This is a genomic window from Streptomyces sp. NPDC003023 (genome assembly GCF_042888225.1).
Classification (GTDB): domain Bacteria; phylum Actinomycetota; class Actinomycetes; order Streptomycetales; family Streptomycetaceae; genus Streptomyces.
Map to the genome: position 1 here is coordinate 122,171 of NZ_JBIAPL010000004.1, position 17,194 is coordinate 139,364.

Annotated in this window: 12 protein-coding genes; 5 read left to right on the top strand and 7 right to left on the bottom strand. The window is 70.9% G+C overall.

What is annotated here, in order from left to right; all coding sequences use genetic code 11:
- The first annotated feature begins 351 nt into the window (after window positions 1–351).
- Window positions 352–1,254 (top strand): LLM class flavin-dependent oxidoreductase, encoded by a 903-nt coding sequence (locus ACFYV1_RS15665; RefSeq protein ID WP_389396013.1) that lies wholly within the window; start codon window positions 352–354, stop codon window positions 1,252–1,254.
- Window positions 1,255–1,316: 62 nt separating this feature from the next.
- Here the strand turns inward: ACFYV1_RS15665 and ACFYV1_RS15670 are convergent, their stop codons facing one another.
- Window positions 1,317–1,559 carry a nuclear transport factor 2 family protein gene (locus ACFYV1_RS15670; protein WP_389396435.1) on the bottom strand — a complete coding sequence of 81 codons (243 nt, stop codon included), beginning with the start codon at window positions 1,557–1,559 and terminating at the stop codon, window positions 1,317–1,319.
- A gap of 167 nt (window positions 1,560–1,726) precedes the next feature.
- Here ACFYV1_RS15670 and ACFYV1_RS15675 point away from each other — a divergent pair, with 167 nt between their 5' ends.
- A complete protein-coding gene (locus tag ACFYV1_RS15675; RefSeq protein WP_389396014.1) occupies window positions 1,727–2,596 on the top strand; it encodes a Cof-type HAD-IIB family hydrolase in 870 nt (289 codons plus the stop codon).
- 45 nt (window positions 2,597–2,641) lie between these two features.
- Here ACFYV1_RS15675 and ACFYV1_RS15680 read toward each other — a convergent pair whose 3' ends face one another.
- From ACFYV1_RS15680 to hisC, 6 genes are all read right to left on the bottom strand, one after another.
- Window positions 2,642–3,688 (bottom strand): M23 family metallopeptidase, encoded by a 1,047-nt coding sequence (locus ACFYV1_RS15680; RefSeq protein WP_389396015.1) that lies wholly within the window; start codon window positions 3,686–3,688, stop codon window positions 2,642–2,644.
- Between the two features lie 382 nt (window positions 3,689–4,070).
- Window positions 4,071–5,798 carry a GAF domain-containing protein gene (locus ACFYV1_RS15685; protein ID WP_389396016.1) on the bottom strand — a complete coding sequence of 576 codons (1,728 nt, stop codon included), beginning with the start codon at window positions 5,796–5,798 and terminating at the stop codon, window positions 4,071–4,073.
- A 9-nt stretch (window positions 5,799–5,807) separates the two neighbouring features.
- On the bottom strand, window positions 5,808–9,380 hold the full coding sequence (cydD, locus tag ACFYV1_RS15690) for a thiol reductant ABC exporter subunit CydD (protein WP_389396017.1): 3,573 nt from the start codon (window positions 9,378–9,380) through the stop codon (window positions 5,808–5,810).
- A 6-nt stretch (window positions 9,381–9,386) separates the two neighbouring features.
- Window positions 9,387–10,388: a cytochrome d ubiquinol oxidase subunit II gene (gene cydB, locus ACFYV1_RS15695; RefSeq protein ID WP_389396018.1), complete on the bottom strand. Its 1,002-nt coding sequence runs from the start codon at window positions 10,386–10,388 to the stop codon at window positions 9,387–9,389.
- Window positions 10,389–10,409: 21 nt separating this feature from the next.
- Window positions 10,410–11,918, bottom strand: a complete 1,509-nt coding sequence (locus ACFYV1_RS15700) for a cytochrome ubiquinol oxidase subunit I (RefSeq protein ID WP_389396019.1) — start codon at window positions 11,916–11,918, stop codon at window positions 10,410–10,412.
- A 306-nt stretch (window positions 11,919–12,224) separates the two neighbouring features.
- Entirely contained in the window at window positions 12,225–13,304 is a 1,080-nt protein-coding gene (gene hisC, locus ACFYV1_RS15705; protein WP_389396020.1) for a histidinol-phosphate transaminase, read from the bottom strand.
- Between the two features lie 430 nt (window positions 13,305–13,734).
- On the opposite strand from hisC, the gene ACFYV1_RS15710 reads away from it, so the two are divergent.
- The 3 genes from ACFYV1_RS15710 (at window position 13,735) to ACFYV1_RS15720 (ending at window position 17,153) form a co-directional block, all read left to right on the top strand.
- A complete protein-coding gene (locus tag ACFYV1_RS15710) occupies window positions 13,735–14,847 on the top strand; it encodes a LacI family DNA-binding transcriptional regulator (RefSeq protein ID WP_389396021.1) in 1,113 nt (370 codons plus the stop codon).
- 237 nt (window positions 14,848–15,084) lie between these two features.
- The gene (locus ACFYV1_RS15715; protein WP_389396436.1) at window positions 15,085–16,179 is read left to right on the top strand and encodes a metallophosphoesterase; all 1,095 of its coding nucleotides are present in this window, start codon (window positions 15,085–15,087) and stop codon (window positions 16,177–16,179) included.
- 155 nt (window positions 16,180–16,334) lie between these two features.
- Window positions 16,335–17,153, top strand: coding sequence for a hypothetical protein (locus ACFYV1_RS15720; protein WP_389396022.1), 819 nt, complete (start codon window positions 16,335–16,337; stop codon window positions 17,151–17,153).
- Window positions 17,154–17,194: the final 41 nt, after the last annotated feature.

A 17,194-nucleotide genomic window follows, 5' to 3' on the forward strand; every position in this document is an offset into this window, starting at 1 on the left:
GGCCTCTGGCCTCACAACTGAGCCAGGCCCTCGGTCGCGATCCGCTCGAAGACCGCCGGATCGGCGGCGAAGTCCGAGTCGGGGATCGGCGCATGGATGAGCCCGCGCTCCCGACCTCCACGCAAGCCCTGGCGGCGTACCGGGACGGAGGCCCGTCCTTCTCCCGCCATGGATGGTCGGTCACCACCGCACAATGAGCCGGCCCCGGGGTGCGACGGGCTTGGTCGCCCCACTGAAACGGCTCCGTCGGGTGCCGCCCACCTGGCACCGGACCAGGTCGCCGGAGCGTGAGGACGGCACACTCCGGAGTCTCACGGAAACACCTCCTGAGTCCGACGTAGGCTCGGTGGCATGAGTCTGCGCCTGAGCACCGTGATCCTTCCCGTCGACCGCTGGCACGAGGGAGGCCGCGCGAAGTGGCAGCGCGCCGAGGAGCTCGGCTTCCACGCCGCGTACACCTACGACCACCTCTCCTGGCGCAGCTTCCGCGACGGCCCCTGGTTCGGCGCCCTGCCCACCCTCACCGCCGCGGCGACCGCGACGGACCGGCTGCGCCTGGGCACGCTCGTTACGTCGCCTAATTTCAGGCATCCAGTGACGCTCGCCAAGGAGCTGATCTCGCTCGACGACATCTCCGGCGGGCGGATCACGCTCGGCATCGGGGCCGGCGGCAACGGCTTCGACGCCACCACGCTGGGCCAAGAGGCGTGGACGCCGAAGGAGCGGGCGGACCGGTTCGGCGAGTTCGTGCCGTTGCTCGATCGTCTGCTCACCGAGGGTGCCGTCTCGCAGAAGGGCGACTTCTACACGGCGGAGGAGGCCCGGAACATCCCCGGCTGCGTGCAGCGACCCCGACTGCCGTTCGCGGTCGCAGCGACTGGGCCGCGCGGGCTGAAGCTTGCCGCACGCCACGGGCAGGCGTGGGTGACGACCGGCGACCCGAAGCTGTACGAGGAGGGGACCCCGGAGCAGTCGGTGGCGGCCCTGCGTGCCCAGGTCGAGAAGCTCGGCAAGGCGTGCGCCGAGTCCGGGCGGGATGTGGCCGAACTGGACAAGATCCTGCTGCACGGCTTCACCCCCGACCGGAACGCGCCCCTGGCGTCTGTGGACGCCTTCGTCGACTTCGCCGGCCGCCACCGCGAGCTCGGCTTCACCGAGATCGTGGTCCACTGGCCGATCCCCGACTCGGACTTCGCCGCCGACCAGACCGTCTTCGAGGCCATTGCCACCGAAGCAATCGCTCAGCTCCGCTGACCTGGCGCGGCGCTGGATGAGGCCGTCCGCCAGGACGAAGGTGTCGGCAAAGCGGGCCTCGATCACGGAGCCGCCGGGGTCTCCCCGCGGAACGTGCCCCAGCAGGCCGCCGTCTCCTCGTCGGCGACCACCCGGTCCACCACGTGTTTCCCGTGCCGTACCCGGCGTTCGTTGCGGTAGAAGTGCTCGATCCGGTCGAGACCCGCCACGGGCTGCGAGCCGGGGCGCTCGATCACGCAGTCCCGGGCGGGAACGGACTTCAGGTCGTCCCAGCGCTGCCCGTCGACGATGTCGATCAGGGCGATGCTCGCTGCCGCGGCTCACGTAGAGCACGGCGACGTCGCTGTCATCGCGAGCGACACGGTGCCCAGACGCATGCCGTCGAGCGTACGTGCCCGGACGGCCGAGCGGGCGGCCACTCAGATGTGCGCCCTCCCGCACGCCCGTGCAACCGGTACGGGAGAATGGATCCGTGACCTCAGCTACCGATCCCCGCTGCCTGCCCACGACCACACCCCGGCTGATCGCCACCGACCTCGACGGCACTCTGCTGCGCGACGACAAGTCGGTCTCCGACCGCACGATCGCCGCGCTCGCCGCCGCCGAGGCGGCCGGGATCGAGGTCTTCTTCGTCACCGGCAGGCCGGCTCGCTGGATGGACGTGGTCAGCGACCACGTCCACGGTCACGGTCTCGCGATCTGCGCGAACGGCGCGGCGGTCGTCGATCTGCATGCCGGCGGAAAGCTCCTCGAGGTCCGTGACCTGCCACGGGCGACCGCCATGGACGTCGTACGGACACTGCGTGCCACCGCCCCCGGAACGTCCTTCGCCGTCGAGCTGTCCACGGGCATCCACTACGAGCCCGACTATCCGCCTTTCCACCTCGACCCCGGCGCCACCGTCGCCCCCGTCGAGAAGCTTCTCCACGAAGAGGAGCTGGGCAAGGGCGCCCCACTGATCAAACTGCTCGCCCACCACGCCGAACTGTCGCCCGACGCCTTCCTCACCCTGGCCCGTACGGCCGCGGGCGAGCTGGCGTCGATCACCCGCTCCAGTCCGACGGCCCTGCTGGAGGTCAGCGGCCTGGGCGTGAGCAAGGCGAGCACTCTCGCCCTGTGCTGCGCACAGCGCGGCATCTCCTCCGACGAGGTGGTCGCGTTCGGTGACATGCCCAACGACGTGGAGATGCTGACCTGGGCAGGGACCTCCTACGCGATGGGCAACGCGCATCCCGACGTGATCGCCGCCGCGTCCGGGCGCACGGTCGCCAACAACGAGGACGGTGTCGCGGTGATAATCGAGCAGATCCTCGCGCGGCAAGCCGAGGATCAACAGGTCTGAGGGACGACCGCATCTGGCCGGCGCCCTGCCCGGCGCCTGTGGGACTCAGAGACGCACTCCCCGGTCGCGCAGCCATGACGCCGGGTCCACCCCGGATCCCAGATGGGGCGTGAGCCGCACCTCGAAGTGCAGGTGCGGCCCCGTCGAGTTGCCCGTCGTACCGGCCTGACCGATCCACTGGCCGGTGCGCACCCGTTCCCCCTGGTCGACGCTCACCCCTGCCAGATGCGCGTACTGCGAGTAGTAGCCGTCGGGGTGCTGCACCAGCACCTCCATGCCGAAGCCCCCGCCGCACGACACCGACGCGACCCGCCCCGCGCCCACGGAGCGCACGGGCTCACCGATGTCGACGGCGAAGTCCTGACCGGTGTGCCTGCGCGACCATCGCTCGCCCGCGCTGTTGAACCCCGCGGAGAGCGTGTAGTGCTCCACCGGCGCCACCCAGTCGGGTCCTTTCCGCGGCCCCGCGGGCTGCGCCAGACGTACGGCGCCCGCGCATTTGCCCGACGCCGCGCTGCGGTCCGCCTCCGACTGCAGCTTCCACTGCGCCGTCTCCAACTTGGCCTCGATGCCCCGCTTGACGACGGCCAGCCGAGCGTTGCGCACGGCAAGGTCCCGCCACGCCGCACGGGCGTTCGTCCCGGCGGCCGTGAGGTGCCGCTCCGCCGTACGCTCCTGGTCCAGCAGACGGCTCACGGCCGTCTCCGCCCGGGCCGCGAGACGGTAGCCGCGCAGCAGGGAGTCCGGGTCGTCGGCGAGCAGAAGGCGGCCGGTGAGGACGAGCGAGCCCCCGGTGCGGTACTGCTCCCGCGCGACGCCGCCGATGGCGTCGCGGATGACCTCGAGGCGCTCCTTCTGCTGCGCCAACCGGCCCTGCAGGCGCTGTGCCCTGATCCTCTGGCGGTCGGCGGCACGCCGGCCCCGTTCGTACTGCTCCGTCGCCCTGCCCGCCTCCGTGTAGAGCCGTGCCACCTCTACGCCGGTCGGCGGCGCGGGGCCGTCGGACGCCAGGGCGGAGGGTGCCGGCGGGCCGAGGAGCGTGCACAGCACCACCGGGACGATCAGCAGCCGCTCGCGGTGTCTCAAGCACATCCACGGATCGTCGCCCGGAGCGAGCGGGATCTCGGGGACCGATGCGGTGTCGTACGGCCGACCGGCCCATTCACAGCCGCACCTCGGGCGACAAGCAGCCGTGGGCGGGTCCGTCCGGGTCAGGCCGGACGAGGGTGCACAGGAAGCCCCTCCGGTCGCGGGCGGTGCGCGAGGTCGGCGGGAGCCGTCGGCAAGGCGCTGGACGCGGCCGGTGCGCGACATCGGCAGGGGGCACGTCGGCACGGGCCGGTGCGCGGCCGGCAGGGGGCACGTCGGCAAGGCGCTGGACGCGGTCGGCACCGCGGGCGGCGCGATCGGCGGCACGGCAGGTGCGGTGAGCAGCGGGGCCGGGGTGGCGTGCAGCGTGCCCGGTGCCGCCGGGTCACTTCGTACGGCGATCGGGCGCGACCCGCAGCGGGGCCTCCCACACCACCGTCGTTCCGGCGCCGCCCTGGCCGATGCCGGGGCCGCACCCGCTCGATCCGCCGAGCGCTTCCGCCCGCCGCGCGAGGTTCCGCACCCCACTGCGCCGGCCCCCGGCCGGCATGCCCACACCGTCGTCCCCGACCGTCAGCCGTACCGCGTCGGTGCCGTCGGGGAGCTTCGCGGTCGCGTCCACGACGACCTCGATGCGTGAGGCGTTCGCATGCCGGAAGGCATTGGACAGCGCCTCCCGCAACGCCGCGATCAGGTTCTTGCCGGTGAGTTCGCCGACCTCCGAGTCGACGGGTCCGACGAACCAGTGGCCGGGCCGGAAACCCAGGGGCACGGCCGCCAGGCCGATCTCCCGCATCACCCGGCTGCGCAGGCCGGACGGCGTCCCCGCCGCGCTCCGCTGGAGGGCGAAGATGGCGGTGCGGATCTCCTGGATGGTCACATCGAGTTCGTCGACGGCGCGGCCGACTCCGTCGCGTACCGCCGGCACGGCCGACCCGCGCTGTGCGCTCTCGAGCAGCATCCCGGCGGCGAACAGCCGCTGGACGACCAGGTCGTGCAGGTCCCGGGCGATGCGGTCCCGGTCCTCCAGGACCGCCAGGCGCTCCCGGTCCCGCTGGGCCTCCGCCATCATCAGCGCCAGCGCGGCCTGCGAGGCGAACTGCGCGGCCAGCGTGCGTTCCGCCTCCGTGAACCGGGGTGCCCCCGCGTCCCGCGGCGTCGCGAGCGCGCCCAGGACCCGTCCGCCGCTCTGCAGCGGCAGCATCATCGTCGGCCCGTACCGGCTCGCCACTCTCGTGAGCATGCGCGGGTCGGTGGCCGCGTCCGTCACGTACACCGCCTCGCCCGCCAGCAGACGGGCGACGACAGGGCTGTCCGCGGGGATGACCACGCCGAGGGAGGCGGCCGGCCGGTCCGCGGAGACGGCGACGACCTCGAGACCGCGGTCCTGGGTGGTCAGCAGCACGATGCCGGCGGCCGACTCGGCGAGGCGGCGGGCCTGTTCGGCGACGACGGTGAGCGCGTCGTCGGCGTCACCGCCGGAGAGCAGGGCCGTCGTGACCGCCACCGAACCGTCGATCCAGCGCTCGCGCCGCCGGGCCGCCTCGTACAGCCGGGCGTTGCCGACGGCGATTCCGGCCTCGGCCGCGAGCAGCCTGACCATGTGGAGGTCGTCGACGTCGAACACGCCGCCGCCCGCCTTCTCCGTGAGGTAGAGATTGCCGAAGACCTCGCCCTGGACTCGGATGGGGACGCCGAGGAAGGACCGCATCGGCGGGTGGCCGGGAGGGAATCCGGCGGAGCGCGGATCAGTCGTCAGGTCGGCCAGCCGCACGGGAACCGGTTCGTGGATCAGCGCGCCCAGCAGCCCTCGGCGTCCGTCGGGCCGACGGCCTATGCGCCGGGCGGCCTCCTCGTCGACACCGCATGTCACGAAGTCGGACAGCCCCTGTCCCTCCGCATCCACGACGCCGATCGCCGCATACCGCGCGTCCGCGAGCTCGGCGGCGGTCCGGCAGATCCGGTCGAGGGTCGCGTGCAGTTCGAGTCCGGTGCCGACGGTGCGCATCGCCTCCAGAAGCCGCGGCACCCGCGCGGTGACCTCCGCGGACAGATCCGGAAGGCTGCGGCCCGCTCGTACCGCGGCATCGAGCGGGCCCCTCGGTTCGGTCATGCCCCGAGACTAGTTAGTCCCATTTGCCGTGGAAAGTCGGGCACTCAGTTCGTCCGTGACCCGCTCACGTTCCAGCATCGCCCGCAGCGGGCCCTCGATCTCGGCGAGGTCCCCGTACGGTCCGCGCTGCACGACCCGCCCCGCCTCGAGGACGACGACCTCGTCGACCGCGTCCAGGCCACGCAGGCGATGCGTGATCAGGACGGTCGCGGGCGCCGACGCCCCGGCGGTCGCGGTCAGCAGATCGGCCGTGAGGGCGTCCGCCGTCGCCAGGTCGAGATGCTCGGCCGGTTCGTCCAGAACGAGCACCGGGAACCCCGCGAGAAGTGCTCGTGCCAGGGCCAGCCGCTGACGCTGGCCGCCGGAGAGCCGGGCACCGTGCTCACCGACGAGCGTGTCGAGGCCGTCGGGCAGGGCATCGACCCATTCCAGCAGCCGGGCATCCTCCAGAGCGCGCCTGAGATCGTCGTCCGTCGCATCCGTGCGCGCCGGCCTGAGGTTCTCCCGCACCGTGCTGTCGAAGATGTGGGCGTCCTGCGCGCACAGCCCGACGAATCGCCGCACCGCGTCCCCCTCCATCGACTCCGCGGATACGCCACCGATGGTGTACGTGCCCGCGCCGGCGTCCAGGAACCGGAGCAGGACCTGGGCGAGCGTCGTCTTGCCCGAGCCCGAGACCCCGACGACGGCAACCCGCTTGCCCGGTGTCAGCGTCAGGTCGAAGCCGCTCAGCGCGTCCCGGTCCTGATCCGCGTAGCGGGCGTCGATCCCCCGCAGTGCCAGCGGGAAGGCCGTGGCGGGAGGAGCGGCCGGCCGTTCCGGCTCCCGTACGGGAACGGGCGCGTCGAGCACCTCGAGCACCCGCTCCGCACCGCGTGCGACCCGGCGCCGGTACTGCACCGCCAGGGGCAGAGCGGAGACGGCTTCGAACGCGGCGAGCGGCGTGAGGACGACGACCGCCAGGCTGAGCCCGTCGAGACGGCCCTGAGCCACCCCGTGCACGCCGACCCACGCGGCGCACACCACGGTCAGACCGCAGGCGAGCGCCGAGAGTCCGCCGCCGAGCGCCGTGGCGGCTGCCTGCCGCGCGGCGATGCGGGTCAGGGTCCGGTCGGCGTCACGGGTCGAGTCGAGGCGCCGTCGGAGCGCGCCCGCGACAGTCAGCTCGGCCGTACCGCGGAGCAGGTCGACGACCCGGGTGGCCAGAGCACCGCGGGCAGGAGCGAGCTGCCGCTCCGCGCGGCGGGCGAACGCTCCGCCGACCAGCGGCACACCGACTCCGGCGACGAGCAGGCCCACGGCGAGGACCGCGCCCGCCTCCGGCAGCAGCCATGCGGTGAAACCGACGGCTCCGCCGCCCACGACGACGGCCGTGGCGGCGGGCAGCAACCAGCGCAGCCAGTAGTCCTGGAGTGCGTCGACGTCGGTGACCAGCCGGGAGAGCAGGTCACCGCGCCGGGTCCGGCCCAGTCCGGCGGGCGCGATGCGTTCGAGCCTGGAGTACACCGCGACACGCGTCTCGGCGAGCATCCGCAGGACGGCGTCGTGCGACACGAGGCGCTCCGCGTACCGGAACACGGCCCGTCCGATGCCGAAGGCCCTGGTCGCCGTCACAGCGACCATCAGATGCAGCACCGGGGGCTGTTCGGACGCACGGGAGATGAGCCAGCCGGAGACGGCCATGAGCCCCACGGCGGAGCCGAGGGCGAGGCTGCCCAGCAGAAGGGCGAGTGCGAGCCGTCCGCGCAGGTGCTGCGCGGACGCCCGTACCCGCACCAGCGCAGCCGCACCCTTGCGGGCCGTGGCCCGCGGCGGAGCGTCCGCGGGCACCGGGACGACAGCCAGCGGGGCGCCCGCCGGTGCCGAAGCGGCCACCTGCGCCGGGATGCCCGCAGGACCCGTCGGGGTGGTCGGCGTGCCGTCGTCCGAGTCCTTCGCACCAGCTCTGGACAAGGTGACCACCCGATCCGCCACCGCCAGGAGCGCCGGCCGGTGTACGACGAGCAGCACCGTGCGGCCCTTGGCCAGCCGGCCCACGGCTTCGACGATGCCGGCCTCCGTGGCGCCGTCCAGTGCGGCCGTCGGCTCGTCCAGCAGGAGCAGCGGCCGGTCCGCGAGGAACGCCCGCGCCAGCGCGAGCCGTTGACGCTGACCGGCCGAGAGCCCGGTGCCGTCCTCACCGATCTGCGTGTCCGGGCCGTGGGGGAGGGCTGAGACGAATTCGTACGCCCCCGCCTGGCGCAGCGCCGAGCGGACCGTCGCGTCATCCGCGTCCGGCCGCGCGAGCCGCACGTTCTCGGCGATCGTCCCGGCGAAGAGGTAGGGAGTCTGGGGCACCCAGGCGATGCGCTCCCGCCACCGCTCCATCTCCAGGTCGGCCAGGTCCGTGCCTCCGACACGCACCCGCCCCTCCGCCGGGTCCGAGAAGCCCAGCAGTACATCGAGCAGGGTGGACTTCCCGACTCCGCTCCCGCCGACGAGCGCGACCGTCTCGCCGGGCTCCACCACCAGCGAGGCGGAGTCCAACGACGCCTCGCTGCGGCCCTTGTGGCGGACCGTCACCGCCTCGACCTCCAGCCGCAGCGCGCCCGGAACGGCGGACCCGCCCGTCCGCCGGGGCTGGGTCTCGAGTACGTCGAAGATCTCCTCCGCGGCGGAGAGCCCTTCCGCGGCGGCGTGGAACTGTGCCCCCACCTGCCGGATCGGAAGGTATGCCTCGGGAGCGAGGATCAGGATGACGAGTCCCGTGTACAGATCCAGATCGCCGTGGACCAGGCGCATACCGACACCGACGGCGACCAGGGCCACCGACAGCGTCGAGAGCAGTTCCAGCGCGAAGGACGAGAGGAACGCAATCCTCAGGGTGCGCAGGGTCGCCTGCCGGTACTGGGTGGTGATCGTCCGGATCGACTCGGCCTGTGCCTTCGCCCGTCCGAAGACCTTCAGCGTCGGCAGTCCCGCCACGACGTCCAGAAAGTGACCGGAGAGCCTGGACAGCAGCTGCCACTGCCGGTCCATGCTGCTCCGGGTGGCCCAGCCGATGAGCACCATGAAGAGCGGAATCAGCGGCAGGGTCACCACGATGACCGCTGCCGAGACCCAGTCCTCCGTCACGATCCGGGCCAGCACCGCGACCGGGACCACGACCGCGAGCCCGAGCTGTGGCAGGTAGCGCGAGAAGTAGTCGTCGAGCGCATCGACGCCCCTCGTCGCGAGCGCGACGAGCGACCCGGTGCTCTGTCCGTTCAGCCGGCCGGCCCCCAGGTCGGCGGCGCGGGCGAGCAGTCGGCGCCGGAGCTCGGACTTCACAGCGGCACTCGCCCGGTGCGCGGCCAGTTCCGTCAGCCAGGCGACGGCCGCCCGGCCGACCGCCACCGCGGCCAGCATCGCCAGGGGCGCGGTCAGTGCGGTCACCGGAAGCCCGCCCTGGAACGCCCCCACCACCACCTCGGCGATGAGCATCGCCTGGGCGATGACCAATGCCGCACCGGCGATCCCCAGCACCACGACAGAGGCCAGGAAGAAGCGGGTCGCCTGTGCGTACCGGATCAGCCGCGGGTCGATCGGTTTCACGTGAAACATCCCCCGCTAGTGGGCATCGGCGATGTGCTGGGTGCCTATCCGCTTACGGAACACCCAGTACGTCCACCCCTGGTAGAGCATCACCAGCGGTGCGGCGATGACCGCGCACCAGGTCATGATCTTCAGGGTGTACGGGCTCGAGGACGCGTTGGTCACCGTCAGGCTCCACGCGGCGTCGAGCGAGGACGGCATGACGTCCGGGAAGAGCGCGAGGAACAGCATCGTCACCGAGGTGGCGATGCTTACGCCCGAGAGGCCGAACGACCAGCCCTCCCTGCCCGCCTTGACCGCCACGACCGCTCCGGCGAGCGCCACCACCGCCACGACCAGCGCCACCAGGCTCTTGCCGTCACCGCGCGACACCTGCGTCCACAGCAGGAAGCCGAGCGCCGGGACCAGGGTGAACAACCCGAGCTTCAGCGCCAGCGCCCTGGCCCGGACTCTGATGTCGCCCACCGTCTTGAGTGCTGCGAAGACCGCGCCGTGGAAGGTGAACAGCGCGAGCGTCACCAGACCGCCGAGCAGCGCGTACGGATTGAGGAGATCGACCAGACCGCCGACGTGCTCCTTGTTCTCGTCGATCTTCACGCCTCGCACGATGTTGCCGAAGGCGACGCCCCAGAGGAATGCCGGCAGAAGCGAGCACCAGAAGATCGCGTGCTCCCAGTTGGTCTGCCAGCGCTCCTCCTCCCGCTTGTGCCGGTACTCGAACGCGACACCGCGCACGATCAGACAGACCAGGATCAGCAGCAGCGGGAGGTAGAAGCCGGAGAACAGCGTGGCGTACCACTCGGGGAAGGCGGCGAACGTCGCGCCGCCCGCGGAGAGCAACCACACCTCGTTGCCGTCCCAGACCGGCCCGATGGTGTTGATCAGCACACGCCGCTCGGTGCGGTCCCTGGCGAGCAGTTTGGTGAGGACCCCGATGCCGAAGTCGAAGCCCTCCAGGAAGAAGTAGCCGATCCACATGACGGCGATGAGTACGAACCAGACGTTGTGCAGTTCCATGCCTCAGCAGCTCCTCGGCGGTCAGTAGGAGAAGGCCATCGGCCGGTCGGCGTCACGGTGATCGCCGCCGATCCTGGTGGGCGGGGTGAGGTCGGCCTCGGTGAGCTCGGGCGGCCCGGCCTTCACGTACTTCACGAGCAGCCTGACCTCGATCACGGCGAGCACCGCGTACAGCAGGGTGAAGACGGTCATCGACGTGAGGACCTCGGCCTGGGAGACGCCGGGGGAGACCGCGTCACGGGTGCGCAGCACGCCGTAGACGACCCATGGCTGCCGGCCCATCTCGGTGAAGATCCAGCCCCACGAGTTGGCGATGAGAGGGAACGCCATCGTCCACAGGGCGACCAGCCAGTACCACTTGCCGAGCCGGGGGCTCAGTGCCTTGTTCCTGAAGAGCACCAGGTTCGGCACTTCGTCATCGCCGGTGCGCAGCGCGGGTGGCAGCAGGAACTTCCTGCGGGTCAGCCAGAGCCCGATCATCCCGATGGTGAGCGACGCCATACCGAAGCCGATCATCCAGCGGAAGCCCCAGTAGGCGACGGGGATGTTGGGCCGGTAGTCGCCGGGGCCGTATGTCTCCTGCAGTTGCTCGTTGATGTCGTTGATGCCGGGAACATGGGAGTCGAAGTCGCTGTGAGCGAGGAAGGACAGCAGGCCCGGGATCTCGATGGCGACCTTGTTGTGACCCTTGTCGACGTCCCCGTAGGCGAAGACGGAGAACGGCGCGGGCGCCTCGCCGTCCCAGAGAGCTTCGGCGGCCGCCATCTTCATGGGCTGCTGCTCGTACATCACCTTGCCGAGCAGGTCGCCGCTGACCGCGGTCATCAGACCGGCGATCGTGACCGTGACCAGGCCGACCCGCAGCGAGGTCCGCATCACCGGGATGTGCTTCCTGCGGGCCAGGTGGAAGGCCGAGATGCCCGCCATGAACGCGCCGCCGACCAGGAATGCGGCCGTCATGGTGTGGAAGAACTGGGTGAGAGCGGTGTTCTGGGTCAGGACCAGCCAGAAGTCGGTGAGTTCGGCCCGTCCCCGCTCCTCGTTGATCCGATAGCCGACCGGGTGCTGCATCCAGGAGTTGGCCGCCAGGATGAAGTAGGCGGAGAGCACGGTGCCGATCGAGACCATCCAGATGCAGGCGAGGTGGATCTTCTGCGGCAGCTTGTCCCAGCCGAAGATCCACAGCCCGATGAACGTGGACTCGAAGAAGAAGGCGATCAGCGCCTCGAAGGCGAGCGGCGCACCGAAGACGTCACCGACGAAGCGTGAGTAGTCGGACCAGTTCATCCCGAACTGGAACTCCTGGACGATGCCGGTGACCACGCCCATGGCGATGTTGATCAGGAAGAGCTTGCCCCAGAACTTGGTGGCCCTGAGGTACTTCTCGTTCCCCGTACGCACCCAGGCGGTCTGCAGGCCTGCGGTGAGTGCGGCGAGCGAGATCGTGAGGGGAACGAAGAGGAAGTGGTAGACGGTGGTGATGCCGAACTGCCATCGCGCCAAGGTCTCGGGCGCCAGAGCGAGGTCCACGTCGTCTCTCCTTACGTCGCCGTGATCGATACGGCTTCCGATCTCCTCCCTATGGGCTGATTACGGGAGGAACCGGGATGCGCTTGTGAACGCGTTCACATTCACAAGCATTATGGCGCACACACATTCGGGAGCTTTGACCGGGGGTACCCCTTTGCATGCAAGAACCCCCACGAGCACATTGCTCGTGGGGGTCGAAGACCGTTGGCGGGCCGGGCAGGGCCCCGGCTGCGGCGGGCGCCGCGGGCGGCCACCGGCCGAGGACCCCCGGACCGGGGGTCCTCGGCCGGGCTTTTCGCCGGCGGGTCAGGACTCCTTGCGGAACGTCTCGGCGGTGTGCAGGAACAAGTCGTTCGCCTCGCACTCGCCGATGGTCACCCGCACACCCTCCCCCGCGAACGGCCGGACGACGACGCCGGCCTTCTCGCACGCCGCGGCGAAGTCGAGCGTGCGCTCCCCGAGACGCAGCCAGACGAAGTTCGCCTGGGTCTCGGGCACCGTCCAGCCCTGCTGGAGCAGGGCGTGGTGCACACGGGCGCGCTCGGAGACCAGGGAGCCGACCCGGCCGAGCAGCTCGTCCTCGGCACGGAGCGAGGCCACCGCCGCGTCCTGCGCGAGCTGCGAGACCCCGAAGGGAACGGCCGTCTTGCGCAGCGCCGCGGCCACCGGCTCGTGCGCGACGGCGAAGCCGACCCTCAGACCGGCGAGCCCGTACGCCTTGGAGAAGGTGCGCAGCACCGCGACGTTCGGCCGGTCACGGTAGATCTCGAGACCGTCGGGAACATCGGCGTCACGGATGAACTCCCGGTACGCCTCGTCCAGCACCACCAGGATGTCCGAGGGCACCCGGTCGAGGAACCTCTCCAGCTCGGCGCGGCGCACCACGGTGCCGGTCGGGTTGTTGGGGTTGCAGACGAAGATCAGCCGGGTCCGGTCGGTGATCGCGTCGGCCATGGCGTCGAGGTCGTGCACCTCGCCCTCGGTCAGCGGAACCTGCACCGGCGTCGCCCCGCTGATCCGCGTGATGATCGGGTACGCCTCGAAGGAACGCCAGGCGTAGATCACCTCGTCGCCGGGGCCCGAGGTGGACTGCAGCAGCGACTGCGCCACGCCCACGGAGCCGGTGCCGGTCGCCAGGTGGTTCACCGGCACGCCGAACCGGTCCGCGAGTTCGTTCATCAGCCCGGTGCAGGCCATGTCCGGATAGCGGTTGAAGTTCTGCGCCGCGGCGATCGCGCTCTCCATGACGCCGGGCAGCGGCGGGTACGGGTTCTCGTTGGAGGAGAGCTTGTAGGCGACCGGGCCGCCTGCCGCCGCCGGCTTGCCCGGCTTGTATGTGGGGATGCCGTCCAGCTCGGCGCGCAGCTTGGGGCTCGTCTCGCTCACCGCAGGTCCTCCTCGACCGTCCATGCACTTCGGTACCGCTCAATCAATACTGCTCACCTTATGAGGATTCGCCGCTGCTGCGAATGGGCGGCGGCAAGGAACGCTCACGGAGCCTTCCGGGAAGGCTTCCGGGAAGGCTTCCCGGAAGGCTTCCCGGGGGTGCAGCCCGGGGGAGCGCTCGTGATCCCGGCGCGCGCCGGTGGCTCACTCCGTGGCGCGCATCCCTCGTAGTGATGAGTTGAGACCTCTTCGAGACATGGGCCGTTCTCCAGGCCTGAGCGCCCTGACACCCTCCACTCCACAGCGCTGAGCCTCAACTACCTTTATTTCCAAGGGAGTTCACGCTCGATGATCTTGCAGAAACGTGCCTGTCAACGTGCGCATATGCGGCCGGTCGGACCCCCTCCACGAGCCCTACTATCGGCTCGCCATGACAGCAGCAGGGAAGCACCAGGTGAGCCGGACGGACACATCCCGCCGGGGCGGTAGGCAGGGTCGGGCAGGCATCAGAGACGTGGCCGCCGCGGCCGGCGTCTCCATCACAACCGTCTCCGACGCCCTCAACGGCAAGGGCCGGCTCCCGGACGCCACCCGCCGACACGTCCGCGAGGTCGCCGACCGACTGGGTTACCGCCCGTCGGCCGCGGCCCGCACCCTCCGTACCGGGAAGTCGGGCTTAATCGGCCTGACGGTGACGACATACGGGGATGAACCTTTCACCTTCACGGAGTTCGCGTACTTCGCGGAGATGGCCAGAGCCGCGACCTCGGCCGCGCTCGCCCGCGGTTACGCACTGGTCATCCTGCCCGCCACCTCACGACACGACGTCTGGTCGAACGTCGCCCTCGACGGCACCGTCGTCATCGACCCCTCCGACCACGACCCGGTCGTCACCGAGCTGGTGCGACAGGGACTCCCCGTCGTATCCGACGGCCGTCCCGCCGGCACCCTCCCGGTCACCGCCTGGGTGGACAACGACCACGAAGCCGCCGTACTCGACCTGCTCGACCATCTCGCCGCCGCCGGCGCCCGCCGTATCGGCCTGCTCACCGGCACCACCACCGACACGTACACCCGGCTGTCGACCACCGCGTACCTCAACTGGTGCGAACGCGTCGGCCAGGACCCCGTGTACGAGTCCTACCCCGCCCACGACCCGTGCGCCGGCGCCGTCGCGGCCGACCGGCTGCTCGCCAGGCCCGACCGGCCGGACGCCGTGTACGGGCTCTTCGACCCCAACGGCACCGACCTGCTCGCCGCCGCTCGCCGCTACGGCCTGCGCGTTCCCGAGGACCTGCTGCTCGTGTGCTGCAGCGAGTCGACCGTGTACGCCACGACGGAACCGCCCATCACGACCCTCTCGCTCAAGCCGAGAAGGATCGGAACCGCGGTCGTCCAGTTGCTGATCGACGCGATCGAGGGAATCAACACGGACCGGCCGGTCGAGCAGGTGATACCCACCGAACTGATCGTCAGGACGTCGTCGCAGCGCCGCCCGCCGCGGACGACGGTGAGTGCGCCACGGTCCCCTTCCAAGAACTGAGGCGTGTGCGGCAGCTCGGGGCCGGGCAGGTGGTTTCTCGCCGAACATGCCCGGCCCGTGGCCGCGTGCAGGACCAGACCATTCGCAATTGGGGCGAAACCCCCGGCCAACCAGGGGTCCGCGAGGATTCACCACCCCTGGTGCGTCACACACCGCCTGGCTCATTCCTATGATGGGCGAACGACACCGCGGACCACCCCGACCAGGCTGGGCCGAGAGGTGAACGGCGGCGCGACGGTGGTGGAGGGGTCGATGACTCAGGGGGCCGGTCAAGGACCCGTGGTCCGGACGGCGACGTTGCGCGATTTCCGCGTACCGCCGTACGCGCAGGTTCCCGTGCAGTCACACGCGGCGGAACCGATCCATTCGGGCCATCCGGGGAACGCCTTCCCGGAGGGCGAGCCGCCGGAGGGTTACACACCCACCGCGCGCGACCTTCCGGTGATCAGCCGCGGCGGGCCCGGCGACACCGTCCAGATCCACGTCGAACCCGACGACACACCCGCTGCCGACGGCCGCGGCCCCCTGTACGTCGTGGGCGACGTCCACGGTTACCTCGACGAACTCGTCGCGGCGCTGGCCGCGCAGGGCCTCATCGACGCCGAGGGACGCTGGGCCGCCGGCAACGCCAGGCTGTGGTTCCTCGGGGACTTCACCGACCGCGGCCCCGACGGCATCGGCGTGATCGACCTCGTCATGCGGCTCTCGGCCGAGGCGGCCGCCGCCGGCGGCTACTGCAAGGCCCTGATGGGCAACCACGAACTGCTGCTGCTCGGCGCCAAACGCTTCGGTGACACACCGGTCAACTCCGGCGCGGGAACCGCGACCTTCCAGGCCGCCTGGCTCCTCAACGGCGGCCAGAAGGCCGACATGGACCGGCTGCAGGAAGTCCACCTGCAGTGGATGGCGAGGCTCGACGCGGTGGTCGAGGAGGACAGCCACCTGCTGCTGCACTCCGACACGACCGCCTATCTCGAGTACGGATCCACCATCGCGGACGTCAACGACACCGTGCACGCGATCCTCACCCGCAACGACGCCGACGAGTGCTGGGACCTGTTCCGCAAGTTCACCAAGCGCTTCGCCTTCCGCGACGACGGCCCGCAGGCCGTGCGCGAACTGCTCTCGGCCTACGGCGGCCGGCGCATCGTGCACGGTCACAGCCCCATTCCCTACCTGCTGGGCGAGGTCGGCACAGAGGACGGCGAGGACGGCGAGCGCCCCGAGGTCGAAGGTCCGCACGTCTACGCGGACGGGCTCGCCATCGCCATGGACGGCGGCGTGACCATGGCCGGAAAGCTCCTTGTCCAGCAACTCCCCCTGAAGGACTGAGCCGACTCGCGACACGCGATTTACGGAAACCCCCTGTCGAGCTGTGCCGTAACCGCTCTACCATCGGCCTATCCGTAGCAGACTCTCCTCCGTTTCCGCCCAACTGCCCGGCACACAACGGCTGTCCGGCCCTACGGAGCATCGGGGGATGCACCATGAACAGCGCTCCGCACCTGCTGAACGAGGACCGTGCCGAGTACGGGCGGGTCCTGGACGAGGCACTGCGCAACGCCCATGAACGCCCTGACCTCACCGCCGTCGGGCTGCGTCTCAACGCCGAGCAGCTGCGCACCATGGCACTGAACGCGACGGCCCTGATAGCCGCCTCGGCCGCCGCCGAGTACGAGCACTACGTGAAGGTGCGCCAGGAGCTGCGCACACCCACGACGGCCGCCTCGGTGCGCGACTCCGTACTGGCGCCCGCGACCGGCGAGGACTCGGACGGCGCCGGCCTGGGCGCGGTCGTCGCCGTGCTCGCTCCCGTCCTGGCGGGGACGGCGGCGGCGATCTTCCTCCTCGTCGGCTACATCCTCAAGATGCTGAGTCCCACCCCGGCCTTCGCCGACACACTTCTGACGGCCGGCTGGTTCTTCGGCGCGCTCACGGCGGCCGCCATCCTGGTCGCCGCGGTGGGGCTGCTGCTGACGGCCCTGCGCAACGGCGCCACACAGGTCGCGGACGGCGCGGCCGCCGGAGAACTGCCGGAAGAGGTGTCACGGGCGAAGGAGGCGTGGCGTCACGCCTTGCTGGAGCGCGGCATCCTGCCCTTCCTGAGAGCAGCGCTCGCCGACCCCGGCACAGACCCGTCGCCCACGGGACCGCCCCGGCCGGTGAGCCGTATCCCGAAGATCGGGTACAGCGGGCCGGACTTCTCCAGCCCTGCTGACGGCTCGACCGCGGGGCAGCGGCCGACGTTCACCAGCCCGGACTTCTCCAGCCCCGACTTCGGCGGGCCCGAGCACCGGCCGGAGTGACCGGCACCGGCTGGTCGCGGTGCCGCCCCACAGGGGGCGGC